The organism is Vibrio sp. M260112, assembly GCF_036533775.1.
In the GTDB taxonomy this organism is placed as follows: Bacteria; Pseudomonadota; Gammaproteobacteria; order Enterobacterales; family Vibrionaceae; genus Vibrio.
This window is the reverse complement of record NZ_JATABH010000025.1, coordinates 1-25,710: the sequence shown is the minus strand read 5'-3', so window position 1 is coordinate 25,710 and position 25,710 is coordinate 1. Positions and strand designations below refer to the sequence as shown.

22 protein-coding genes are annotated in these 25,710 nt (G+C 45.6%); 14 read left to right on the top strand and 8 right to left on the bottom strand.

The window, feature by feature from the left end; genetic code table 11:
• Window position 1 precedes the first annotated feature (1 nt).
• Both QTN95_RS12030 and QTN95_RS12025 read left to right on the top strand, forming a co-directional pair.
• Complete coding sequence (locus QTN95_RS12030) at window positions 2-940, top strand: ABC transporter permease (RefSeq protein WP_331417639.1); 939 nt, start codon at window positions 2-4, stop codon at window positions 938-940.
• Between the two features lie 169 nt (window positions 941-1,109).
• On the top strand, window positions 1,110-2,048 hold the full coding sequence (locus tag QTN95_RS12025; RefSeq protein ID WP_331417638.1) for an SPOR domain-containing protein: 939 nt from the start codon (window positions 1,110-1,112) through the stop codon (window positions 2,046-2,048).
• Window positions 2,049-2,069: 21 nt separating this feature from the next.
• On the opposite strand, the gene QTN95_RS12020 is transcribed toward QTN95_RS12025, so the two are convergent.
• Window positions 2,070-2,246 (bottom strand): hypothetical protein, encoded by a 177-nt coding sequence (locus QTN95_RS12020; protein ID WP_206208564.1) that lies wholly within the window; start codon window positions 2,244-2,246, stop codon window positions 2,070-2,072.
• A 28-nt stretch (window positions 2,247-2,274) separates the two neighbouring features.
• Here QTN95_RS12020 and QTN95_RS12015 point away from each other — a divergent pair, with 28 nt between their 5' ends.
• A complete protein-coding gene (locus QTN95_RS12015; protein WP_443088869.1) occupies window positions 2,275-3,135 on the top strand; it encodes a response regulator in 861 nt (286 codons plus the stop codon).
• A 56-nt stretch (window positions 3,136-3,191) separates the two neighbouring features.
• Here QTN95_RS12015 and gorA read toward each other — a convergent pair whose 3' ends face one another.
• Window positions 3,192-4,547 carry a glutathione-disulfide reductase gene (gorA, locus tag QTN95_RS12010; protein ID WP_331417636.1) on the bottom strand — a complete coding sequence of 452 codons (1,356 nt, stop codon included), beginning with the start codon at window positions 4,545-4,547 and terminating at the stop codon, window positions 3,192-3,194.
• 184 nt (window positions 4,548-4,731) lie between these two features.
• On the bottom strand, window positions 4,732-5,571 hold the full coding sequence (locus QTN95_RS12005) for a 23S rRNA (adenine(2030)-N(6))-methyltransferase RlmJ (RefSeq protein ID WP_331417635.1): 840 nt from the start codon (window positions 5,569-5,571) through the stop codon (window positions 4,732-4,734).
• Window positions 5,572-5,755: 184 nt separating this feature from the next.
• On the opposite strand from QTN95_RS12005, the gene prlC reads away from it, so the two are divergent.
• A complete protein-coding gene (gene prlC / locus QTN95_RS12000) occupies window positions 5,756-7,798 on the top strand; it encodes an oligopeptidase A (protein WP_331417634.1) in 2,043 nt (680 codons plus the stop codon).
• A 297-nt stretch (window positions 7,799-8,095) separates the two neighbouring features.
• Complete coding sequence (gene uvrD, locus QTN95_RS11995) at window positions 8,096-10,267, top strand: DNA helicase II (protein WP_331417633.1); 2,172 nt, start codon at window positions 8,096-8,098, stop codon at window positions 10,265-10,267.
• Between the two features lie 710 nt (window positions 10,268-10,977).
• On the opposite strand, the gene QTN95_RS11990 is transcribed toward uvrD, so the two are convergent.
• From QTN95_RS11990 to rarD, 3 genes are all read right to left on the bottom strand, one after another.
• Window positions 10,978-11,646, bottom strand: coding sequence for a LysE family translocator (locus tag QTN95_RS11990; RefSeq protein WP_331417632.1), 669 nt, complete (start codon window positions 11,644-11,646; stop codon window positions 10,978-10,980).
• Window positions 11,647-11,720: 74 nt separating this feature from the next.
• Window positions 11,721-12,515, bottom strand: a complete 795-nt coding sequence (locus QTN95_RS11985; RefSeq protein ID WP_331417631.1) for an AraC family transcriptional regulator — start codon at window positions 12,513-12,515, stop codon at window positions 11,721-11,723.
• A 71-nt stretch (window positions 12,516-12,586) separates the two neighbouring features.
• Window positions 12,587-13,507, bottom strand: coding sequence for an EamA family transporter RarD (gene rarD, locus QTN95_RS11980; protein WP_331417630.1), 921 nt, complete (start codon window positions 13,505-13,507; stop codon window positions 12,587-12,589).
• Window positions 13,508-13,670: 163 nt separating this feature from the next.
• On the opposite strand from rarD, the gene recQ reads away from it, so the two are divergent.
• The 3 genes from recQ to QTN95_RS11965 all read left to right on the top strand — a co-directional run bounded on the left by recQ (window position 13,671) and on the right by QTN95_RS11965 (window position 16,711).
• The gene (gene recQ / locus QTN95_RS11975) at window positions 13,671-15,509 is read left to right on the top strand and encodes an ATP-dependent DNA helicase RecQ (RefSeq protein WP_331417629.1); all 1,839 of its coding nucleotides are present in this window, start codon (window positions 13,671-13,673) and stop codon (window positions 15,507-15,509) included.
• Window positions 15,502-15,834, top strand: coding sequence for a DUF3630 family protein (locus tag QTN95_RS11970; RefSeq protein WP_269378098.1), 333 nt, complete (start codon window positions 15,502-15,504; stop codon window positions 15,832-15,834). Before recQ ends, QTN95_RS11970 begins: the two co-directional genes overlap by 8 nt.
• A 208-nt stretch (window positions 15,835-16,042) precedes the next feature.
• Window positions 16,043-16,711, top strand: a complete 669-nt coding sequence (locus QTN95_RS11965; protein WP_138971471.1) for a 7-cyano-7-deazaguanine/7-aminomethyl-7-deazaguanine transporter — start codon at window positions 16,043-16,045, stop codon at window positions 16,709-16,711.
• Between the two features lie 68 nt (window positions 16,712-16,779).
• On the opposite strand, the gene gppA is transcribed toward QTN95_RS11965, so the two are convergent.
• The gene (gene gppA / locus QTN95_RS11960) at window positions 16,780-18,270 is read right to left on the bottom strand and encodes a guanosine-5'-triphosphate,3'-diphosphate diphosphatase (RefSeq protein ID WP_331417628.1); all 1,491 of its coding nucleotides are present in this window, start codon (window positions 18,268-18,270) and stop codon (window positions 16,780-16,782) included.
• 7 nt (window positions 18,271-18,277) lie between these two features.
• Window positions 18,278-19,582, bottom strand: coding sequence for an ATP-dependent RNA helicase RhlB (gene rhlB / locus QTN95_RS11955; RefSeq protein WP_331417627.1), 1,305 nt, complete (start codon window positions 19,580-19,582; stop codon window positions 18,278-18,280).
• Between the two features lie 112 nt (window positions 19,583-19,694).
• Between rhlB and trxA the strand changes: the two genes are divergently transcribed.
• The 6 genes from trxA (at window position 19,695) to fre (ending at window position 25,527) form a co-directional block, all read left to right on the top strand.
• Complete coding sequence (gene trxA, locus QTN95_RS11950) at window positions 19,695-20,021, top strand: thioredoxin TrxA (RefSeq protein WP_138971474.1); 327 nt, start codon at window positions 19,695-19,697, stop codon at window positions 20,019-20,021.
• A gap of 201 nt (window positions 20,022-20,222) precedes the next feature.
• Window positions 20,223-21,482 (top strand): transcription termination factor Rho, encoded by a 1,260-nt coding sequence (rho, locus tag QTN95_RS11945; protein WP_138971480.1) that lies wholly within the window; start codon window positions 20,223-20,225, stop codon window positions 21,480-21,482.
• 105 nt (window positions 21,483-21,587) lie between these two features.
• The gene (locus QTN95_RS11940) at window positions 21,588-22,583 is read left to right on the top strand and encodes a hypothetical protein (protein WP_331417626.1); all 996 of its coding nucleotides are present in this window, start codon (window positions 21,588-21,590) and stop codon (window positions 22,581-22,583) included.
• A gap of 93 nt (window positions 22,584-22,676) precedes the next feature.
• The gene (gene ubiD / locus QTN95_RS11935; protein ID WP_331417625.1) at window positions 22,677-24,533 is read left to right on the top strand and encodes a 4-hydroxy-3-polyprenylbenzoate decarboxylase; all 1,857 of its coding nucleotides are present in this window, start codon (window positions 22,677-22,679) and stop codon (window positions 24,531-24,533) included.
• Complete coding sequence (locus QTN95_RS11930) at window positions 24,530-24,799, top strand: 2Fe-2S iron-sulfur cluster-binding protein (RefSeq protein WP_269378092.1); 270 nt, start codon at window positions 24,530-24,532, stop codon at window positions 24,797-24,799. Before ubiD ends, QTN95_RS11930 begins: the two co-directional genes overlap by 4 nt.
• A gap of 14 nt (window positions 24,800-24,813) precedes the next feature.
• The gene (fre, locus tag QTN95_RS11925) at window positions 24,814-25,527 is read left to right on the top strand and encodes an NAD(P)H-flavin reductase (RefSeq protein WP_331417624.1); all 714 of its coding nucleotides are present in this window, start codon (window positions 24,814-24,816) and stop codon (window positions 25,525-25,527) included.
• Window positions 25,528-25,710: the final 183 nt, after the last annotated feature.

Sequence of the window (25,710 nt, the reverse complement as noted above, 5' to 3'; positions counted from 1 at the left end):
CATGAGTCAAACAGCAGCTGCTCCTTCTCATTGGGAGCGTTTCAAACAATCGGATTTCTTGTATTACTTCAAACGCGATAAAGTTGCGATGGCGAGCTTTACTGTGTTTATGATGTTTTTAGTCATGGCGTTAGCCGCACCTGTATTGGCACCGACAGACCCTTACGATCTTGCCTCCATCGATATCATGGATTCTGAACTGCCGCCATCTTGGATGGACGGTGGTGACGAGCGCTTTGTTCTTGGTACTGATGAGCAGGGGCGTGACATCCTTTCTACAATCCTATACGGCTCTCGTCTATCGCTGACTATCGGCTTTCTAGCTGTAGGCTTGCAGTTAGTTCTTGGTATCATCATTGGTCTATCAGCAGGTTACTTCGGTGGACGTATTGATAGCTTCTTGATGCGTTTCGCTGATGTGCAGCTATCTTTCTCAACCATGATGGTTGCTATCATCGTTTCTGCTATCTTTAAGGCGAGTTTTGGTAGTGACTTTTATAGCCAATATGCGGTGGTGATGCTGGTGGTTATCATCGGTGTGGCTGAGTGGCCTCAGTATGCGCGTACGATTCGTGCTTCCGTGCTTGCCGAGAAGAAGAAAGAGTATGTAGAAGCGGCACGTGTAATGGGCTTTAAAGCACCACGTATCATGTTCCGTCACATCCTACCGAACTGTCTGTCGCCGATTTTGGTTATCTCTACTGTACAGGTGGCAAATGCTATCATGTCTGAAGCGGCACTTTCGTTCCTAGGTTTGGGTCTGCCGGTAGACCAACCTTCACTGGGTGCCTTGATTAGTATTGGATTTAACTACATTTTCTCTGGTGCATGGTGGATTACAGCATTCCCTGGTGTTGTGCTGATCACATTGGTTCTAGTTATCAATCTGCTTGGTGACTGGTTACGTGATGTATTTAACCCAAAAATCTACAAAGGGTGATCCAAGCCTAAGATTTGGCGATAAAAAACTCACTAAACTAAGGGTCGTAATCTATTACGGCTCTTTTTTTGCATTCTCACTTTCAGGGCAGTAAAACCTCTACTGCGTCACTATAGTTATCATCCTAGGTGAGTACACTTAGATTAGTTTAGATAGTATGGGTATAGATATGGCCTCAAAGCCGAAGCAATCATTTTTCAAGTATTGGTCTTTTCTCGCAATATTGGCGTTGCCTACCGTGTCATTACCGACCTTGGCAGAAGAAATCCTTTGCGATGCAATTCAGGTATCGGCGAATGAGTTGCCGCTTTTGGATCAGACTTGTCCAATAGGGAAAGGTTTGTGGGGCAAATCCAAGCCGGTAGGCCAAGAATCGACATTTTGGATTCAGTGTGGTGTTTTTAGTCAGCCATTTTCGGTTGCCCATGCTAAGAAAATCTATCCTCATATTACGATGGATGTATGGAATAAGCCGGAGGCAAAAGCCTACCGCTGCCTCATTGGTCCATATAAGGATTTCACCACGGCTAGACAAGATTTAGATAAGGTTCAGAAGCAATCTGGTTATCAGCAATCATTCATTCGTGAAATTGTAAAAGGGGCTCCCGCTAAAAAGCCCAGTGCGACGCCAAAAACTCAGCCATCTAAGCCTAAACCGGTTGTCAGTGAGTTGAGTCAGGGTAAAGGTCAAGCCACGACAGTGATTCCCGCTCCAGCCAAAGCTCAGCCAACGGTGGTTCCTCAACCTAAAGCGACGAATGAACCAGCAGAAGATAAATCCATTACTGTTCGTCGTTCAGCATCGATAGCGGGAGTGGAGTATGTCGTTCCATATTGGATGCTTAAAGACGAACAGTTTTATATGGAACATGAGATCCCTTGGAATCGCTTAGACTATGAAGGTGCGTACAAAATTTGTTACCGTATGAAAATGCGTATGGCGACAGCGTCAGAATGGCAGGCTCTCCTCGACTCTAATGTGATGACAAAAGATGAGTGGCCAGTCCATTTACCTTATTGGGGCGCCGAAAAAACAGGCTTATTTAGCAGTGGCAAGGTCAACCAATTGAAAGGAACGTCGCTGCTCAATGTGGTTTGTGTGAAGTAGAGGAAAAATCAGTAGTGTGCGCTACTGATTTTTCGTTTGCGACTCTTGCACCAGTTCGAGATATTTCTTTTCAACAAAGTCCTTCTCTTTTGTCATATGATGCAATTGCTGTTGAGATGCTTCTAGTTTTGCGGTGAGAGAATCGACATCGCCTTTTTCGGCTAACTTCTGTTTGTAAGCTTCGATGGTCGCTAGCATCTGTTGTTTCTCTTTTTGCAGCTCTTTATTGGAGATTGCCAGGCGAGGCTTAGAAAGCTTTGGTTACTGCCGTCTATCGATCAAAAAAACCTGCGATGTTCGCGAAGCAGTAAAGATTGCTCAGGAGTGGCATCCTGAGATTGTGCTAACCGATTGGTATATGCCTGAAATGTCCGGCCTTACCTTGATTAACGAACTGATGAAGCTGGGTGATGCGATAAAAATCGGGATGATCACGACGGTCGATGACCAGTTGCAAATCCGACAAGCCAAAGAGGCAGGAGCAAGTTTTGTTCTTACAAAGCCATTTGAAGATGCCGATCTGCATAAGCTCTTACTGCCTTTGGTTCAAGGTGTGGAGGAAAGTAAGAAAACCTTGGACTCTATTGGTGAAGTCCACAAAGAGTTGGCATTACCTAAACTCTCTCAACTCGAAAAGCTGTTGCAACGCGAGCTGGGTGAAAAGTTGGTACTGTGTCAGCTGCCTCCAGAGCCATTCGATGAAAGTAAAATTCCCTGTTTGTTGGCCGTGTATGAGGATAGTGCCACGCAGCGTCCAAGAGCGGTTGCTATGCTAGATTTGCCAGCAATATGTATCATGTCACAAGCGAAGAATGGAGTTTCGACTCAGGAAATTTCTCAGGCTTTGCAGAGTAAACTGGTTGGTAAAGCGATGCTGGATGGCTGCCAAAAGGTGCTATCGCTTTCCGCTCTTGCCTTTCTTGATAGCCAAACGCGTAAGAGCTTACGCCTCAAGAACGTCAGTTACATACCTGAAGTATTTGATAAGCTAAAAACACTGTATGGCAAAGAAGCCGGTAAACGAATCGATTTTGCTTGTCAGTTTGGCGATATGGCGTTGGGGAAAGTGACTTTAGTTGGTTTCTAAATGATATAGGGTAATAAAAAAGGATGCCGAGGCATCCTTTTCAAGACTTATGCGGATTAACGCATTGTCACGAACTCTTCAGAGCCCGTTGGGTGAATAGCCACAACAGAGTCAAAATCTGCTTTAGTTGCACCCATCTTCATCGCTACGCCAAATCCTTGGATCATTTCATCTACCGCGAAACCGATACCATGTAGGCCAACGACTGTCTCTTCTTCACCAGCACATACCAGCTTCATTTTACATGGTTGACGATGCTGAGTGACGGCGGTGTACATCGCTGTAAAGCCAGAAGTATAGACCTTGATGTTCTCTTTACCGTACTTCTCTTCGGCTTCCTGAGTCGTTAGGCCGATAGTACCGATTGGTGGGTGGCTGAATACAACTGTAGGTACGAGTTCATAGTCCATCTTAGCGTTTGGTTTATTATTAAACAGGCGCTCAGAAAGCTGACGACCCGCTTTAACGGCGACAGGAGTGAGTTCGATACCACCTTCCATAATGTCGCCAACACAGTAGATGCCAGGAACGTTAGTGGCTTGGAATTCGTCTACTTTGATGTAACCGTGATCATTGATTTGTACGCCAGTCGATGCAAGATTGATCGCATCGGTTGCAGGATGACGGCCGATAGCCCAGATTAATTGGTCAACGTTTTGTGTATTGCCATTTTCTAGGTGCAGAGTCAGGCTACCATCCGCTTCTTTTACCACTTCTTTCGGTACTGAGTGAGTATGCAGAGTTGGACCTTCTGCTGCCATCACTTCAACCAAAGTATCAATGATCATTGGGTCGAAGCTACGTAGCGGAGATTCTTTGCGGCAGAATAGGTGCGTTTCTGTCCCTAAAGCGTTCAGTACCCCTGCGATCTCAACTGCAATGTAGCCTGCGCCAATAACAGCAACACGTTTTGGTTGCTCGTTTAGTTCGAAGAAACCGTTAGAGTCAATGCCGTATTCTGCACCAGGGATGTTCGGAATCGTTGGGCGTCCACCCACAGCAATCAGGATATGATCGGCAGTGTAGTGTTCACCGTTCACTTCAACGGTTTTCTGGTCGACAAATTTAGCAAAGCCTTTGATGACATTAACTTTATTGTTGCCAAGAACGCGATCGTAAGATTCGTGAATACGACCGATGTATGCTTGACGACTTTCAACCAACTTGCTCCAGTCAAAGCTTTTTACATCAACATCAAAACCATAGTCTTCCGCGTATAAATGCATTGCTTCAGCAATTTGGGCTCCGTGCCACATCACTTTCTTAGGAACACAGCCAACATTAACACACGTGCCACCTAGGTCTTGAGCTTCAATTAGGGCTACTTTTGCGCCGTACATTGCCGCACGGTTTGCTGATGCAATGCCGCCTGAGCCGCCGCCGATACAGATGTAATCAAAATGAGTCGCCATGACTTTCTCCATGTTCTGAGGTGCAGCGACTCGGCTCATTCTGGCGAGTCAGGTCGCAAGCATCCTGCAAATAATAATTTGTTATTGTAGATATGGAGGATAGATCGGTTGAACTCAATCTATCCTGCTTAATTTTTCTGCGTTGTTTTGCTTTTATCTTGGTGCGGTTACGCCGCCAGTCGAGTTATTCAGGAACAATCCATTCCACTTTATAGTGACCCGTCGCAGGCGCAATTGCTTGCTTTAGAAACGGCAGAATTTCCTGCATTTGGCTTTCCAGTTTCCAAGGCGGGTTAATGACAATCATGCCAGAGGCAGTCATACCGCGTTCATTGGTATCTGGCGCAACACCGAGTTCGATTTGAAGAATCTTACGAATGCCAAGACCTTGTAAACCTTCAATCATATCTTCGATATCGCAACGGTTAACCACGGGATACCAAATGGCATAGATACCCGTCGCCCAACGCTTATAGCTTTGGAAAATTGCCTGCACTACATCACGGTACTCTTTAGCCAGCTCATAGGGAGGGTCAATTAACACCAAACCACGTCGCTCTTGCGGTGGCAAACTGGCTTTTAGTCGTTTGAAGCCATCTTCTTTGTAGATGCTCACTTGACGATCACGATGGAATTCTTGCTCAAGCAATGGGTGATCGGCTGGGTGCAGCTCAGTCAGTACCATACGATCCTGCTGACGTAAATGAGCACGAGCAACACGAGGTGAACCCGGGTAGTAACGTAGCGTGTCACCGTTATTCAGCACTTTAATCGAATCTAAATAGCTGTGAATTTCGTCTGGGATATCATTTTGTTGCCAAACGCGTGCAATGCCTTGCTTATACTCACCAGTTTTCTCTGACCACTCGTGGGTTAGATCGTAGCGACCTACACCTGAATGGGTGTCATGATAGACAAACGGCTTCTCTTTTTGCTTCAAAGAGTCGAGGATAAGACTTTGAACAATATGCTTAATGACGTCGGCATGGTTGCCTGCGTGAAAGCTATGGCGGTAACTTAACAAAATATTTCTCTCAGAATAGGTGCAAAGAGCATGATGAATGATGGCAGTTAGTATACGTTACTATTGAAAATTGCTGAACCTACCTATATTTACTATTTAAGACCAATAAGAATTAACACAGACCAACATGCTCTAGATAACCAATTTTATCTAGGTTTGCGTTATCCAAAAAAAGGAATGATTTATGTCGAACCCACTTCTTAACTTTACCGATTTGCCGCCATTTTCTCAGATTAAACCGGAACATGTTAAGCCAGCGGTAGAAAAGGCGATTGCTGATTGCCGCGCTAAAATTGAACAGGTTTTGGCGGGTAATACGGAACCAACATGGGACAACCTTGTTGCGCCGATTGAAGAAGTGGATGATCACTTAAGTCGTATTTGGTCTCCTGTCAGTCATATGAACTCAGTCATGAACAGTGATGAGCTTCGTGACGCGTACGAGAGCTGTCTGCCGCTTTTATCCGAATATGGTACTTGGGTTGGTCAGCACAAAGGTCTGTTTGAAGCGTATAAAGCGATGAAATCGAGTGAAGCTTTTGCTTCGTTAACTCAAGCGCAGAAGAAAACGATCACCGACTCGTTACGCGATTTTGAGTTGTCTGGGATTGGTTTACCAGCCGATGAACAGCATCGCTACGGCGAAATCAGTAAGCGCATGTCTGAGTTAGGGTCGAAGTTCTCCAACAATGTGCTTGATGCCACTATGGGCTGGACTAAGCACATTGAAGATGAAGAACAGTTGGCAGGTATGCCTGAGTCGGCACTGGCGGCAGCCAAAGCCGCTGCTGAAGCGAAAGAGCTGGATGGCTATTTACTGACGTTGGACATTCCATCTTATCTTCCGGTAATGACCTACTGCGACAATCAAGAGCTACGCAAAGAGTTGTATGAAGCCTATGTGACCCGAGCATCAGACCGTGGACCGAAAGCGGGTGAATGGGATAACACTGAAATCATCAATGAGCAATTGAAGCTGCGTTTTGAAATTGCACGTATGCTGGGTTTCAATACCTACAGTGAAAAGTCGTTAGCAACCAAGATGGCAGAAAGTCCGTCGCAAGTCCTTGGCTTCCTCAACGATTTAGCAAGCAAAGCAAAACCTCAGGGTGAGCGAGAGGTTGAAGAGTTACGCCAGTTTGCGAAAAGTGAATTTGGTGTAGATGAGCTGAATTTATGGGATATCGCTTATTACAGTGAGAAACAGAAACAGCATTTGTTCCAGATTTCTGATGAGGAACTGCGTCCTTACTTCCCAGAAGCAAAAGCGGTGAGTGGTCTGTTTGAAGTGCTAAATCGAGTCTTCGGCATGACAGTTAAAGAGCGTGACGGTGTCGACACCTGGCATGAGTCAGTGCGCTTCTTTGATATTTTTGACGCTGATGACCAGCTTCGTGGTAGCTTCTACCTCGATCTGTATGCTCGTGAGCATAAGCGTGGCGGTGCTTGGATGGACGAATGTCGTGTTCGTCGCATCAATGAGCAGGGTGAGCTGCAAACACCGGTTGCTTACCTGACTTGTAACTTTAACCGTCCAGTTGGTGATAAACCTGCACTATTTACTCATGATGAAGTCGTCACCTTGTTCCATGAATTTGGCCACGGTATCCATCATATGTTGACTCAGGTTGAGACTGGCGCGGTCTCTGGCATAAATGGTGTTCCTTGGGATGCTGTGGAACTGCCAAGTCAGTTCTTAGAAAATTGGTGCTGGGAAGAAGAGGCACTCGCCTTTATCTCTGGCCACTTTGAAACGGGTGAACCCTTACCAAAAGAGATGCTAGAGAAGATGCTAGCAGCGAAAAACTTCCAGTCTGCGATGTTTATTCTTCGTCAGCTAGAATTTGGTTTGTTTGATTTCACTCTTCATACTCAATTTGATCCAGATATCGGTCCACGAGTGCTTGAAACATTGGCAGACGTAAAATCTAAAGTTGCCGTTCTACCGAGCTTAGAATGGAACCGATTCTCGCACAGCTTCAGTCATATCTTTGCTGGTGGCTATAGTGCGGGTTACTACAGCTATCTGTGGGCAGAAGTACTTTCAGCGGATGCGTTTTCTCGTTTTGAAGAAGAGGGAATCTTCAACACTGAAACGGGTAAGAGCTTCCTGAACAATATTCTAGAGATGGGTGGCAGCGAAGAGCCAATGGAACTGTTTAAGCGTTTCCGAGGCCGTGAGCCGCAGATTGACGCATTACTTCGTCATGCGGGTATTTCTGCTTAATAGATCTCAAAAATAACAACGGTATCAATAATGAAGAGCATCGCTGCTGCAGCGATGCTTTTTTTGTTACTATGTCGGCACTCGTCACATGGAGGCAGCAAGTCTTGGGGATTCTTAACTTGGTTATGCCGCTGTTGAGCGAGGTCAATTTGAGATATTTTTATGGTGAAATGGGTCGCATTTCGTCGTGAATCCGTAAAGGTTCAATCAATAGACTTGGGTCTACTGCTGCTAGCATCTTGAAGTCACTCGGGTATAATGGTTTTTCATGTATAGATAACCAGTAGCTGAGCCCCCATGGATCCTTCATTACTTCTCGATGGCCTGAACGATAAACAGCGTGAGGCTGTTGCCGCCCCCCTAGAAAATTTACTTGTCCTAGCCGGTGCGGGCAGTGGTAAAACACGTGTGTTAGTTCACCGTATTGCATGGTTGATGTCGGTTGAGCAAGCTTCGCCTTTTTCAATTATGTCGGTCACTTTTACCAATAAAGCGGCAGCAGAAATGCGTGGGCGTATCGAAGAACTGATGATGGGCAGCGCATCTGGAATGTGGAATGGGACTTTCCACGGAATTTGTCACCGTATTCTACGTGCTCACTATTTGGATGCTCAGCTACCTGAAGATTTTCAGATCATTGATAGTGATGATCAGCAACGTTTATTGCGTCGCTTAATCAAGGCACAGAATCTCGATGAGAAGCAGTGGCCAGCTCGCCAAGTAGGCTGGTGGATCAATGGCAAAAAAGATGAGGGTCTACGTCCTAATCACATTGATGCGTACCATGACCCCGTGACAAAAACGTATCTGCAACTCTATACCGCTTATCAAGAGGCTTGTGATAGAGCAGGATTGGTCGACTTTGCCGAAATATTGCTGCGAGCGCATGAGTTACTGCGGGATAAAAAGCATATCCGTGAACACTATCAGGCTCGTTTCAAGCATATTCTGGTCGACGAATTTCAGGATACCAACAACATTCAGTATGCGTGGTTACGCATGATGGCAGGGTCTGAAGCTCATGTAATGATTGTTGGTGATGATGACCAGTCCATTTATGGCTGGCGTGGCGCTAAAATCGAAAATATTGAAAAATTTACTCGTGAGTTCCCTAGCGTTAATACCATTCGCCTTGAGCAGAATTACCGTTCGACAAAAACGATTCTCGAAGCGTCAAATACTCTGATCGCCAATAATACCGAGCGTATGGGCAAAGAGTTGTGGACGGATGGGGTTGAAGGTGAGCCTATTTCTGTTTACTCCGCTTATAACGAGCTGGATGAAGCCCGTTTTGTCGTCAACAAAATTAAAGAGTGGCAAGACAAAGGCGGAGCACTCAACGATGCCGCTATGCTGTACCGCAATAACGCCCAATCGCGTGTGTTAGAAGAAGCGTTAATTCAGGCGGGGCTCCCGTATCGTATTTACGGAGGTATGCGATTCTTCGAGCGCCAAGAGATCAAAGATGCACTTAGCTACCTGCGTTTAATGAGTAATCGAAATGATGACTCAGCCTTCGAGCGAGTGGTCAATACACCGACGCGTGGCCTTGGAGATAAAACACTCGAGACAATTCGCTTTGCTGCACGCGACCGTGGTTGCACCATGTGGGAAGCGAGTATCGCTTTGCTAGACGAAAAAGTACTGGCAGGAAGAGCTGCGGGGGCATTAAGTCGCTTTGTCGAGCTGATTCTTGCGCTTGAAGATGACACATGTGAGATGTCGCTCCATGAGCAAACCGACCACGTCATCAAATACTCTGGTCTGTTCGCAATGTACGAACAGGAGAAAGGCGAGAAGTCCAAGGCTCGTATTGAGAACTTGGAAGAACTTGTCACGGCAACACGCCAATTTGAAAAGCCAGAAGAAGCGGAAGAAATGACGCTATTGACGGCCTTTTTGACGCACGCCGCTCTAGAGGCTGGTGAAGGTCAGGCTGATGAATTTGATGATGCCGTGCAGCTAATGACGCTGCACAGTGCGAAAGGTCTGGAGTTTCCACTTGTCTTCATGGTTGGTGTCGAAGAGGGTATGTTCCCAAGCCAAATGTCGGTAGAAGAAGCGGGTCGCTTAGAAGAAGAGCGACGTCTTTGCTATGTGGGTATGACCCGTGCAATGGAGAAGCTTTACATCACTTATGCAGAGATGCGCCGCTTATATGGTCAAGACAAGTACCATAAACCATCGCGCTTTATTCGCGAACTACCGGAAACCTGTCTTGATGAAGTGCGTATGAAAGCGCAAGTGAGCCGCCCAGCAAGCTCGGGACGCTTTAGTCAAACCGTGGTCAAAGAGAACTTTAATGAAACAGGCTTTAGCCTAGGTTCTCGAGTGCTTCACCCTAAGTTTGGTGAAGGAACGATCATCAACTTTGAAGGCAGTGGCCCGCAGAGCCGAGTTCAGGTCGCCTTTAATGGTGAAGGGATCAAATGGTTAGTCACTGCTTACGCTAAGTTAGAAAAGCTGTAAAGGTGGCGTTAACTTCATTTATCTTTTGAAGAATAAAGAAAAACCCCGAGGGCTTACGCCCATCGGGGTTATAGTCTTACTCGCAGCAATCCGGCTACTATAGGTGCTCCATGCATCTAATCCTTGATAGTATGCTGACATCCTTCAGCTTAGTCCATTCATCGCCATCCTAGCGGTGTCCTTGACCCTATCCTGGTCTGCTAACAATCCTCGTTAGCTCACTTCGCTTGTTCCCTGAGCGGTGTCCTTTTCATCATCCTGATGATCAGTCCTTGCCTCATCCAGAGGTGTCCATTTCCCATCCTTAGTAGCAACCATCCTAGTTACTATTGCGTCCGTTCAATGTCCAATTTGCTTTCCATGCCGACTATTCATCCTGAATAACCGTATCTTCTTCCTGAAGATTACCTAATCCGTGGTAATTTCCTGTTCCGTGTCAGCATCCTTCCGACAAGGTTCATATTACCGATTCGTAGATGTTCAGCAATACTACGCAAACGTTTTTCCACATAAAAATTCGCTCGAAATTTGTACGTATCTTTATTTATCAATGACTTGAGTTGGTTGTGGTGTATTTTTCTTAATGAGAAAGTTGTTTTTACTTACTTATGCATAAGAGATCTCGCACAAGGTGGTGGGCATTTCGGTACTATTTTCGATATGAGTCTGATAGCAAGGTGTGAGGTTGCTCAAACAATTGTGAGGATGACTCAAAGCTGCGCCAGTAAATTTGATGCTGATTGCCACAAAATACTTAAACCAATCACGCTAAAAATAACACCACATAAGCCATCAATGTAGACAGCAAATGCTTTAACTTTGCGTTGCATACGCTGTGTGGATAGCGCCCAAGCAAGAAAAGAAAACCAAAATAACGACAAACTCCAAAGAATCACTAGGGCAATACCTTTGCCACCTAAAGACATGCCGGCAGGAACTAGGCTCGACATTAAACTGACAAAAAACACCAGCGCCTTGGGATTAAGAATGTTGGTTGCAAAACCACGAGAGAAAGCTTCGCGCTTGTTGGTGAGCAACAAAGAGGAAGACTCGTCCTTCTCGCCTTCGCAATGGTTTCTACGAAAGGCAACGATTGTCGCATTTAGAGCACCGTAACCGAGATAGGTTAAATAGCTGCCACCAGCCAGTTGCAACAGAGCGAACAGAGCCGGCTGCTGGTGAACCAAATAGCTGACACCAGTTAGGCTGAGAATGGAGTGCAGCAAGATGCCAAAAGAGAGGCCGAGAGCGATGTAAAAGCCAGTCTGTCGGCCATAGCGAGTGGCATTTTGGACCACTAAGGCAAAGTCAGGCCCTGGGCTCATCAGCGCAATGAAGTGTACGATGGCAAGAGTGGATAGGATGGTGAGTTCATTCATGACGGTAAATTGATTCGTGATTAATACATCCAGTGTGCCAACAAATTCTTAGCGAGGATTGTAAAAAACTGACACTAGTTAATCTGTGAAGGTGGAACACCAAAAGTTGCTTTGAAGGCTTTACTGAAATGAGCTTGATCGTAGAACCCGACCTGATGAGCCACTTCGGTTCCACTGATACCTGACTTGAGGAGTTTCATTCCTTGTTCCATTCGTAAACGACTTAACCAAGCGTAGGGTGTGAGTCCCACTTTTGCTTTGAAATGGCGTTGAAACTGGGTCGGGCTGAGTTGGCACAACTGAGACAACTGTTCGAGTCGAACGGGTTGATCAAGATTATGCATTAAATACTCTTTGAGCGTCGCCATCGACTGATTGCCAAGTGGTACAGCGCGTTTTTGTTCTAGGCTGCCGTAGTGACTAAAGAGCCGTTCAAATCCTTCGTATGGCAAGCAATCTCTCGCGAGTTGGCTGACATCGTCATTCGCTAATAATTGATGAAGCTGCGAGAGTGACTGAAATACTTGAGTGTCCGATACGACGAGTCGGTTGAAGTGAATCAAACTGTTTGGTTGTTTAAGTTGGGCAAGCTTGCTCAACCATTGAGGCTCTAGCGAGAACACTCGAACTTGATAACCGGAATCAAGGGTGGATTGACCATCATGCAGTTCATCGGGAGGCATGATGACTAGCTGGCCTTTGCCGACATGATGTTTTTCGCCTTGATAGTGAAATTTTTGTTCTCCACCAGTAATAAGACCAATATGAAAATCAAGATGATAGTGGCGCGAAAAAGCAAATGACTGATAATTTGCTTCTATCAGGCTTATCTCTTTATTTTGCGTCGTGTGGTAGTTGACCTTATCCATAGAACAAAAAAGCTTGGTGATTATTTCACCAAGCTTATAGTTAGTGGTAGAGATTGTCTTGTAAAAAACGATCAGTTGGCTTTAAGAGCTCGTTTTGACTGTTGATTGCTTCTTAATCCATCGACGCTGAAGATCACCAAAGCTCCCCAAATAAAGGCGAACGTAATCGCTTTATCGACGGTAAATGCTTCTCCGTAAACCAATACCGCAAGCAAGAACATCAGGCTTGGTCCAATGTACTGGAAAAAGCCCAGTGTCGATAACTTTAGTCGAGTCGCAGCACCAGTAAAGCAGAGCAGGGGCAGTGTGGTAATAACGCCTGCGGAAATCAGCAATACATTAAGGTTTCGTGGATTTTCCATGATGTTGGATGTTGGCGTATCAGCAATCCACAGCAGATAAATCGCTGCAGCAGGTAGTAGAACCAAGGTCTCAATAAACAGTCCTGTTTGTGCTTCTAGGCTGACTTTTTTGCGCAATAGACCGTAAAAGCCAAAGCCAAAGCTCAGAGCTAGCGCAATCGCAACGACTGGAATAGAACCAAAGACAAAGAGCTGTACTAGCACACCGCATGCAGCAAGAGCAACGGCGAACCACTGAAGCTTTCTAAGACGCTCTCCCAGAAATAGCATTCCAAGTAACACGTTAATCAAAGGATTGATGTAGTACCCGAGACTTGCATCGAGCATATGATCAGCATTGACAGCCCAGATGAAGATAAGCCAGTTGGCTCCAACAAGAAGTGCAGTCGTCACCAGATAGAGGAGTTTTTGCTTCGATTTGATGACATCTCGGACATTGCGCCAGCGGCGACCCAAATGGAGCAGGGCGGCAAGTAAGAAAAACGACCAAACGACGCGATGGCTGAGAATTTCTAGTGGAGATACATCTGCCAGAGCCTTGAAATAGATTGGGGCGATACCCCACATGGTGTAAGCACCAATGGCAAGAAAGACACCCTGTTTGGCTCTTTGCTGTTCTTCTGGAGTCATCGACATTACTCGTAATCAGGAAATTTACAAATTGAAACAAGCAGTATACGAATGACTATCAAAATCACCTAACAATTTGCGGTTTTATTCACCGTTAAACCCCACTACAATGTGCCCCTCGCGTTTGACACGCCTTTGCCTTGCAATTCTATTGAGATAATTCATGACCTCGACTCTTTTAGCCCAGCAATCTCCAGCCGAACAGCCGACGCCACAGAGCATCCTAGAAGATGTCTTTGGTTACCAGAGCTTTCGTGATGGTCAGCAAGAAGTGATCGATGCTGCGGTCGCAGGGCTAGACAGTTTAGTGATTATGCCTACGGGTGGCGGTAAATCTTTGTGTTACCAGATCCCCGCTCTAGTGCGCAGTGGAATAACCTTAGTTATCTCGCCGTTGATCTCCTTGATGAAAGATCAGGTTGACCAACTGAAAGCCAACGGGGTGGCGGCTGAGTGTATTAACTCAACGATGCCGCGTGAAGAATTGATCTCCGTCTACAATCGCATGAACTCTGGCGCGATTAAACTTATCTATGTGTCACCCGAGCGAGTATTGATGCGAGATTTTATCGAGCGTCTAGAAGGCTTACCTTTATCTATGATTGCGGTCGATGAGGCGCACTGTATTTCTCAGTGGGGACATGATTTTCGACCGGAATACGCGTCACTGGGTCAACTGAAACAGTACTTTCCTCATCTGCCGGTGATGGCTCTGACCGCAACAGCGGATGATGCGACACGTTCTGATATTACGCAGCGACTTCAACTCAACGACCCCCATGTTTACTTAGGTAGCTTTGACCGACCAAATATTCGTTATACCTTGGTAGAGAAGCACAAACCGATTTCTCAGGTGGTGCGTTTCCTTGAAGAGCAGCGCGGTAATTGTGGGATTATTTATTGTGGCAGCCGTAAAAAAGTCGAAATGGTAACGGAGAAACTGTGCAATAACGGTCTTCGTGCGGCAAGCTACCACGCAGGTTTAGAGGCCGATGAACGCGCCTATGTCCAAGATGCATTTCAACGCGATGATATTCAAATTGTGGTGGCGACAGTCGCATTTGGTATGGGTATCAACAAGCCTAACGTCCGTTTTGTTGTTCACTTTGATATTCCGAGAAACATCGAGTCATATTATCAGGAAACGGGGCGAGCTGGCCGTGATGGCTTACCTGCTGAAGCGATGATGCTTTATGATCCTGCGGATATCAGTTGGCTGCGCCGTATGCTTGATGAAAAGGATGAAGGCCCGCAAAAGCAGGTTGAAGCTCATAAACTCAATGCCATGAGTGCATTCGCTGAAGCGCAAACCTGCCGTCGTCAGGTATTGCTCAACTATTTCGGTGAGTACCGCGACAAACCATGTGGAAACTGCGATATCTGCCTTGATCCACCTAAACACTTTGATGCCACAGAGCAGGCTCAGAAAGCTTTGTCATGTGTCTACCGAGTCAACCAATCCTTTGGGATGGGGTACGTGGTTGAGGTATTACGCGGTATGCAGAATATTCGTATCCGTGAAAATGGCCACGATAAGTTGTCAACTTATGGTCTGGGACGAGAAAATAGCCATGACTACTGGGTCAGTGTCTTTCGTCAACTGATTCACAAAGGATTGCTATTTCAAAATATCACCCGTAATTCGACGTTGCAGCTCACTGAAGAAGCTCGTCCGTTGCTACGCGGTGAAATGTCCTTGGAGTTGGCCGTTCCGCGTCTTGATACCGCCGCTCGCGCGGCGAAATCCGATAAATTATCGAGCAAAAACTACGATAAAAAGCTGTTTGCTAAATTACGCAGATTACGTAAGTCCATTGCCGACGAAGATGGCTTACCGCCATATGTTGTCTTTAGCGATGCCACCTTGATTGATATGGCGGAAATATTACCGACGTCGTATGGCGAAATGTTGGCGGTAAATGGGGTAGGGCAACGCAAATTAGAGAAATATGCAGATCCATTTTTAGATTTAATTCAGGAGCATTTGACCCACCATGGCTGAAAATCTCATCACTAATGAGCAACAAACGGAGTTTGGCCTGCATACTTATCTGGCCGATGAAGGTCGTATTATCATTCGTTCTCCTCGCTTTGATTTTGATAGTTTTCCCGATTTAGCTCAGCGAATGCTCCAGCTACTCTCGGCTACTGTGGTTGAAAAACAGTGGGATGCGGACATTCACTCTTGGTTGATTGATTTTGAAGGTTGTCAATTGTTCCTCAAGTCTGAACACTACAGCGAAAGTCTATGGCTAGAAGCGCTTTCTATCGAAGAGAGCAAAGAAGAGTTGGATTTCCTCGCTTCACTATTTGAACGTGGTTTCTAAGAAAAAAGAACACGTCAACGATTGCTCGAAAACTCATGCTTGCGGCGATGATTGGTTAATGTATAATCGCCCGCCGCGATATTGTTCACGTTTTATATGGTCAATATCGAGAATTTTTTCATTACATTGTTGGTAAGGCGACTTTCGTTATTACGTAAGTGGTCGATTTGGGTTCCCTCACCCCCAAACCAAACTAAAAAGGTATCGCATGAGTAACTTTACCCCTGCGCAGCAGCGCAAAGCCCTTTTATTATTAGTCCTGTTCCACCTAGTGATTATTGCTTCCAGCAATTACTTGGTTCAGCTACCTTTCACCGTCTTTGGTTTCCATACCACTTGGGGTGCATTCACTTTCCCATTTATCTTTTTGGCAACGGATCTCACTGTGCGCGTTTTCGGTGCTCAGCTTGCCCGAAAAATTATTTTTCTAGTGATGCTTCCTGCGTTAGCGGTCTCTTACGCTTTGTCAGTATTGTTCTTTGAAGGGCAGTTCCAAGGTCTTGCACATCTTGGCGAGTTTAATCTATTCGTCGCTCGTATCGCGATTGCGAGTTTTATGGCTTATCTACTCGGTCAGATCTTAGATGTTCATGTGTTCAATCGTCTGCGTCAGATGAAACAGTGGTGGGTTGCTCCTACGTGTTCGACTTTGTTTGGTAATGCGCTCGATACCATTGCCTTCTTTGCGATTGCGTTTTACCAAAGCCCTGATCCATTTATGGCTGAACACTGGACTGAAATTGCGCTGGTGGATTATGGATTTAAGCTGGTGATCAGTTTAGGTCTGTTTGTTCCAATGTATGGTGTGCTACTTAACTACCTAGTGAAAAAACTGACGGCGGTTAACCCTGAGTTTAAAGTGGTTGGAGCCAACTGATTTCAGTCTGGAAAGATAAAAAAAAGCCCGAGTGATGATGTCTCTCGGGCTTTTTATTGATTCGAAGTTCAGTATTCAACAATCGATAAAGGCCAGCCGATATCACTTTGACGGTTAGCTTCAATCTCAAGCTCTGCGGCGGTCAGTGGGTTGGCTTTTAGCCATTCAGATTTGATAGTCAGTGTTAGCTGGTCATCATTAGAACCAAAGGTAATGTTTGGCTCAAGATCAGGATTACGGCGATGAGTAAGCAAGACCGCTAAGCGTAACAGGCGCAATACCCGTTTGGCGCTTGAACCTGAAAGAGCGTGTTGCTCTGGCAAAGAAGTTAGCTGCTCACGATAACGTCGTGCCAGTTCACCTAATAGGTGTTTTTGCGCTCGAGTGTAACCAGGTAGGTCAAGTTGCTGAAGTAGATAAGCGCTATGCTCACCACCTTTCTTATAGTCGATGGTCAAACCGATTTCATGTAGCTTGGCGGCTGTCTCTAATAGGACTTTTGCTTGTGCCTCAGTTATCCAGTCAGGCTGACATTCTGCCAGTAGTCTTGCTGCCATGTCGGCAACTTGCTGACCATAATCAACATCAAGCTGATAACGACTTTGAACACTGCAAATAGTGCGTGCACGAATATCGTCTTGCTTTAGTTCATCCACCATCTCATAGACCAAACCTTCGCGTAGAGCACCGCCAGCAAGCGTCATGGACTCGATTTCTAACAGCTCGAAGATTGCTATCAAGATCGATAGACCACTTGGGAATACCAAGGCGCGTTCTAAAGTTAATCCTTCAATTTCTAGCTCTTCGAGGTGATCTGCCATCATGGCTTGTTTCTGCAAACGCTTGAGTTTGGAGTGGGTGATGACTTCGTCCATACCTTGCGCCAGCATAATCTCCTGAAGAGCTTGAACAGTACCTGAAGCACCAACACAAACATCCCATCCGATTTGCGTGTACTGCTGCAAGATAGGTTGTAAGGTCTCTTTAGCGGCTTGAATCGCGTTGTTGAAATTGCTTACCGTCAGCTGGCGATCTTTAAAATGACGCTCCAACCAAGTGACGCAGCCCATTTTCAGACTAGTCAATGCTTTGGCTTCAAAGCCTTCTCCGATAATGAGCTCGGTGCTGGCACCGCCAATATCTACCACTAAGCGACGGCCGCTCCCCCCTGACGTGTGCGCAACACCTTTATAGATTGTTGCAGCTTCCTCTTCACCACAGATGACTTCGATTTTGTGGCCGAGGATCTGGTTGGCTTTCTCAAGAAAAACATCCACATTCGTCGCTGTTCGCAGTGTTGCCGTTCCAACAATACGGATGTTTTCCTTATCGATATCTTGAAGTCGTTCAGCAAAAAGACTCAAGCAGTCCCATCCGCGTTGCATGGCTTCTAGACTTAGCGAGTTATTGTCGCTTAAGCCAGCCGCAAGACGAACTTTGCGTTTTATTTTAGCCATAGTCTGAACGCTGCCATCAATGTGACGCACAACGAGCATATGAAAACTGTTCGACCCGAGGTCGATGGCTGCGTATAGCGGAGATGAAACTGCTTGGCTCATAGACGACTTAAGAATCCTTTTGTTGACGTGGACGAGAGCGATGGTTCGAACGACGATTTCCTGATCTCGAACCTCCAGTGTTCGTACGACGTTGCTGCTGCGGACGGTTTGAACGCATGCGAATAGGTGCTGGTAGATCTTGGATCAGAGCACTAGGGTCGTAATCAGAAACAGGAATAGAGTGTTCGATATACTCTTCAATTGGTGGAAGGTTAATTGCGTAATCTTCACACGCGAAACTAATAGAGTGACCGCTTGCGCCTGCTCGACCAGTACGACCGATACGGTGTACGTAATCTTCGCAGTCGTCAGGTAGATCAAAGTTGAATACGTGCGTCACTTGTGGAATATGAAGACCACGTGCAGCAACGTCGGTTGCAACAAGTAAGTCAACTTCACCAAGCGTAAATTGCTCTAAGATACGCTCACGTTTCTTCTGAGGAACATCACCCGTTAGCAGGCCTACTCGGTGTCCGTCTGCTGCAAGATGGCCCCAGACTGATTCACACTTATGTTTAGTGTTTGCAAAGATGATTGCACGATCTGGCCACTCTTCTTCAATAAGCGTCTGAAGCAGAGCCATTTTGTGTTCGTTGGATGGGTAGAACAGTTCTTCCTGAATACGGTGACCTGTTTTCACATTTGGCTCAACAACAACGTGCTCTGGATTATGCATATGCTCGAACGCCAGCTCTTGAACACGGTAAGACAGTGTTGCAGAGAACAGCATATTCAAACGTTCTTTTGGCTCAGGCATGCGACGGAACAAGAAACGAATATCTTTAATAAAACCAAGATCGAACATGCGATCAGCTTCGTCTAAAACGACAGCTTGGATGTTGTTTAGGTTAAATACACGTTGCTTGTAAAAATCGATAATACGACCGGTTGTACCGATCAGGATATCGACACCATTCTCAAGCGTTGCTAATTGCTTATCGTAGCTTTCGCCACCATAAGCGAGTGCAGCTTTGATACCAGTACTAGCGATCAAAGGTTCTGCATCGTTGTAAATCTGAATAGCCAGTTCACGCGTTGGAGCCATAATAATTGCTCTAGGCTGATTTGGCTTGCGACCCTCATGTTCAGGCGTCGTCAGTAAGTGGTTAAAAGTAGCAGTAAGGAAAGCCAATGTCTTACCTGTACCCGTTTGGGCTTGTCCTGCGATGTCTTGGCCGGTGAGCAGTACCGGCAACGCCAAAGCTTGGATTGGGGTACAAAAATCGAACCCTTTTTTCTCCAAACCTTCAGTAATTTTAGGGTGTAAACCTAAATCGGCGAACTTTTGCTCTGTGATATGCGTCTTTTTCATTGCTATAGAATATCAGCTTACACTTGCAATACGGAAGTAAATACATTCCAATAGGGCATCTAAATACTGGTTATCATCCAACCAGTTCCGAAAAAACACATTGGAGTGGAAGATGAGTGATAAGATTTTGCAGCTAACTGATGACGGTTTTGAAGCCGATGTAATTAACGCTGCAGGCCCAGTTCTTGTAGATTTTTGGGCAGAATGGTGTGGTCCATGTAAGATGATCGCGCCTATTTTGGACGAAATCGCTGACGAGTACGAAGGCAAACTCACTATCGGTAAACTAAATATCGACCAAAACGCAGGTACTCCACCTAAGTTTGGTATTCGTGGTATCCCAACGTTGCTTCTATTCAAAGATGGTAACGTGGCTGCAACGAAAGTAGGTGCGCTATCAAAAACTCAACTAAAAGAGTTCTTGGACGCAAACCTATAATCAGTTACCCAATAAGGCCGTGCATTTTATCTAATGCACGGTTTTGTTTTTGAACACCAACAAAATCTAGACTAGGCTAGTATTTAGTGCTAGTTTATCGCACGTTAAATAAACAAGTTTCTCTTCTTGGTCGATCCTGTGACCAAATCCATCTTAACCAAAAAAACAGATCCTATTTTGACTAAACAAGTATCCACCACCATGAATCTAACAGAACTGAAGAACAGACCTGTGTCTGATCTTGTCAAACTTGGCGAGAGCTTAGGCCTTGAAAACCTTGCGCGCCTAAGAAAACAAGACATTATCTTCGCGATCCTTAAAGCGCACGCGAAAAGCGGTGAAGATATTTTTGGCGACGGGGTTCTGGAAATACTTCAAGACGGCTTTGGTTTCTTACGTAGTGCGGATAGTTCGTACTTAGCTGGCCCAGACGATATTTATGTATCACCAAGCCAGATCCGTCGCTTTAACTTACGTACAGGTGACTCTATTGCCGGTAAAATTCGTCCACCTAAAGACGGTGAACGTTATTTTGCACTTTTAAAAGTCAATACTGTTAACGATGACAAACCAGACAACGCGCGTAACAAGATTCTATTTGAAAACTTGACGCCACTACACGCTAACGAGCGTATGGTGATGGAGCGTGGTAACGGTTCGACAGAAGATATTACTGCTCGTGTTCTAGACCTTGCTTCGCCAATCGGTAAAGGCCAGCGTGGTCTGATTGTAGCGCCACCTAAAGCGGGTAAAACAATGCTGCTGCAAAACATTGCACAGAGCATTGCTTACAATCACCCAGAGTGTGTGCTGATGGTTCTTCTTATTGATGAACGTCCAGAAGAAGTAACTGAGATGCAACGCCTAGTTAAAGGTGAAGTGGTTGCATCAACGTTTGATGAGCCAGCGTCTCGTCACGTTCAGGTTGCTGAAATGGTTATCGAAAAAGCGAAACGTCTTGTTGAACACAAGAAAGACGTTGTAATCCTGCTTGATTCGATTACTCGTCTAGCACGTGCGTACAACACAGTTGTTCCTTCATCAGGTAAAGTTCTGACTGGTGGTGTTGATGCTAACGCATTGCACCGTCCTAAGCGCTTCTTCGGTGCAGCTCGTAACGTAGAAGAGGGCGGAAGCCTAACTATTCTAGCAACGGCACTTGTGGATACGGGTTCTAAGATGGACGAAGTTATCTACGAAGAGTTTAAAGGTACAGGTAACATGGAAATACACCTGAACCGTAAGATTGCAGAAAAACGCGTTTTCCCAGCGATTGACTTCAACCGCTCAGGTACTCGTCGTGAAGAGTTGCTAACTAAGAACGAAGAGCTACAGAAAATGTGGATCCTACGTAAGATTGTTCATCCAATGGGTGAAACCGATGCGATGGAATTCCTAATCGATAAGCTTGCTATGACCAAGACGAATGATGAATTCTTTGACGCGATGCGTCGTCAATAAGCATTAAATGATCTTGATAAACGCCACCTTTGCTAGGTGGCGTTTTTGTTTGCATTATCCAGTGATTGCGAGCACAATGGATTGAAATGTTACAAGGAGGTTAACATGCAACAAGGAATGTTGTCGTCGGTACTCCTGTCTGTCTTGATACTGCTTGGGGTTCCGCCTGTCACTGCAACTGAGATGCAGCCGCAGCGTATAGAACAATGGCTTCAAGAGCCACAAGTGCATGATAAAGTGGCTGAGCTACTCTCTTTGGCTATCGAAGATGATATTGATGGCCTTAACTTCGCTCTACAAAGACTCTCACTTCCTGTCCAAGAAGTGTCTCGTTATCTATTGCTCAAAAAGATTGAAGACCAAAACCTGATCATGACGCCTAAAATGGCACTGTTTGTTGAGCAACAAAAATCAATGGTGCCTACCTATCAGCTCCTAGAAAGAGGTGAGGGCTATGAGTTTACGGTGCCTGCTTTCAACTATCCTGCCATCGCCAATCGACTGTTAAAACAATGGCACCAAGACCAATCCACACTGGCATTCGTATTAGAGGCAGAAAGAGGAGAGTTGGTTCTTAAGCAATGGTTACAAGGAAGTGAATATCAGGTTCAGGCTAGAGAAGCTTTGCTGATTAGAGAGCTCGATAGCCTATCACCAGAAGCCATTACTCGTCTTTGCCAACAGCTGACTCGTGAAGCGGTAATCAGCTGGCTGCCATCTTCGGCAGTAATGGTTCGTCTAGCGCAAGTAAGTGAAGATCCAGAAGTGTATAAGTTGCTCTGGTTAATGAAGGCAGACTTTAACAGTGAATCTGAATTGGTTCGCTTAGCTAAGGTTGGTAATGATTTTTCGCTAAATCAGGTGATCCAAGCTACGCAGAATCCGAGCTTGAAAGAAGCTGCAATTACAGAGTTGACCAAGATAAGACCGATGTCTAAAGAGGTAAAAGAGTTTTTAATTACTCGAATGGCGATTTCTGATGATGCGAGATTTATTGCTGGCGAGTTAGCTCGTCAGGGCTACTCATCTTGGCTAGAAGAGTTGGCTAGTACCAACCAACAAGTAAACAGTCGAGCAATTTTAACTGTTATCGGCCAGTAATCATTGATGAAATAACCACATAAAAAAGAGGGATCGGTCGATTCCTCTTTTTTGTTATACTGCATGCAGATTAACCAGCCCATTAGTAGGCCTATGAGTTTTAAGGATTTACGCGATTTTATCGCTCATCTAGAGCAAGAAGGGAAGCTGAAACGAATTTACCATCCTGTTGACCCTCACTATGAAATGACAGAGATCAGCGATCGAACGCTTAGAGCGGGTGGTCCTGCACTGTTGTTTGAAAATCCCATTGGCTATGACATGCCAGTCTTAACCAACCTATTTGGCACACCGGAACGAGTGGCTATTGGTATGGGACGTCAGGATGTCAAAGAGTTGCGAGAAGTTGGAAAGTTGCTTGCGTATCTAAAAGAGCCTGAGCCGCCTAAAGGCTTTAAAGACGCACTCGATAAGTTGCCGGTCTTCAAACAAGTTCTGAATATGCCCGCTAAACGCTTGCGCAAGGCACCGTGTCAGGAGATCGTTTGGCAGGGTGACGATGTTGATCTTGATAAAATTCCAGTAATGAGTTGCTGGCAAGATGATGTGGCGCCATTGCTTACTTGGGGGTTGACCGTTACTAAAGGGCCAAATAAAAAACGCCAAAACTTAGGTATCTATCGCCAACAGAAAATAGCGAAGAACAAAATTATCATGCGCTGGTTAGCGCATCGCGGTGGTGCTTTAGACCTACGTGATTGGATGGAAACTCATCCAGGTAAACCCTTCCCTGTATCCGTTGCCTTTGGTGCAGATCCTGCGACTATCTTAGGTGCGGTAACGCCTGTACCAGATACTTTATCTGAGTATGCGTTTGCCGGTCTGCTACGTGGGAAGAAGACAGAAGTGGTGAAATCACTCAGCAATGATCTTGAAGTTCCTGCTAGTGCTGAAATCGTCATGGAGGGCTACATTGATCCGAACGAGTTTGCCGATGAAGGGCCGTACGGTGATCATACTGGATACTATAACGAAAAGGAAAAGCACCACGTCTTTACCATTACTCATATCAGTATGCGCAGAGACGCCATTTATCACAGTACTTACACAGGTCGTCCGCCAGATGAACCTGCCGTATTAGGTGTCGCTCTCAACGAAGTCTTTGTACCGATACTGCAAAAACAGTTCCCTGAGATAGAAGATTTCTATCTGCCACCTGAGGGCTGTTCATATCGAATGGCAGTAGTGACGATGAAGAAACAATATCCAGGTCATGCTAAGCGAGTCATGATGGGAGTATGGTCGTTCCTACGTCAGTTCATGTATACCAAATTCGTTATTGTATGCGATGAAAAGGTGAACGCACGCGACTGGAATCAAGTCGTTGAAGCGATGACGCAGCATATGGAGCCGACTCGTGATACCTTGTTTATCGAAAATACACCCATCGACTCATTAGATTTTGCGTCTCCGGTTGTTGGCCTAGGCTCTAAGATGGGGCTCGACGCAACAATTAAATGGGATGCAGAACTTGCGTCATCGCAGGGTAGCGAGAGTCAGCATACCGCACTTGATGAGGCGGCGATTGCCGCATTTATCGACAGCCACCCTGAAGTCGTTGATTTCTATATTCCAGAGAAAGCACGTAACAACGGCTTTGCCATCGTAACGATGAAAAAGACCCGTTCAGGCCAATCGCAAGAACTCGTCCAGAAAGTAGAAGACTACTTATTGCAGCATGGGGAACCTAAGTTTGTCATTCTTTGCGATCAAGATGTCAACGCCAAAGACTGGAACGATATTATTTGGGCTGTCACGACACGTATGGATCCTGCTCGTGATACCAAACAAGTTCAGCAAACGGATAAACACCTTTCTCGACTTGTTTTTGATGCAACCAATAAGATTGAAGGTGAGGAAGTCGTGCGAGAATGGGGTACACCTATCAAGAAAGATCCACAACTTGTGGCGAAAATCGATGCGTTTTGGGATAAGTTGAGTATTCTATGAGCCATTCCGTCATTCTGCTTCCAGACAATATACAATTTGAAGTACAGAATGGACAAACGGTGTTGGAAGCCGCGCTCAACAATAACATTCGCTTCCCCCACCGCTGCCAGGTTGGCGCATGCGCCGCCTGTTTATGTCGTAAACTCGAAGGGAAAGTCTCTTATCACCTGGAACCAATGCTCACAGAGAAAGAGCAACAGCAGGGTTGGATATTTGCCTGCCAAGCCTTCGCAGAAAGTAGATTAGTGCTTACTTTTGAAGAGTAAGCGAGAGGAAGACCATGACTATTCAATGCAAAGTAAAGTCAATTCAGCCGTTGGCTTGCAATACTTACCAGATCTTATTACATCCAGAGAGCCCTGTTAGCTTTAAAGCTGGCCAATATCTAATGGTTGTAATGGGAGAAAAAGACAAACGCCCATTTTCAATCGCCAGCAGCCCATGCCGACATGAAGGAGAATTAGAACTTCATATTGGTGCTGCCGAGCACAATGCTTATGCCCAGGAAGTTGTCGAAGCAATGAAAGCAGCAATGGAAAATGATGGCGAAGTGACAATAGACGCGCCTCATGGTGATGCGTGGGTGAGAGAAGCGAGTGAACGACCAATATTGCTCATTGCTGGTGGCACAGGCTTTAGTTACGTTCGTTCAATCCTAGATCATTGCTTGGCTCAAAATCGAGAGAACGAAATCCATCTATACTGGGGTGGGCGTGATGAACGCCAACTTTATGCAAAACAAGAATTAGAAGAGATTGCTAGCAAGAACAGCCATGTTCACTTTATCCCTGTTGTAGAAGACGCTGGGCAAGAGTGGCAAGGGAAGGTTGGTAATGTCTTACAAGCAGTTGCTCAAGACTTCGAGTCGCTTGCACAGTACGACATCTATATAGCGGGACGCTTTGAAATGGCAGGCGCAGCGCGAGAACAATTCACGCTTAACAAGCAGGCGTTAGCTGAAAACATGTTTGCTGATGCGTATGCCTTTATCTAAAACCTAGATAAGATGGTTAAAAAGGGAGCGTTTCGCTTAATGCCGATCAGTTAAGGCTTAAATGATCGGTTGAACGATCCTTTCAAGGTGTCAAAATCCGAGTGTATTCCAGACACTCGGATTTTTTTATGTTTCTAAGACAAGCACTTAACCAAGTTCATCAATTCTCTGTTGAGCAACTCT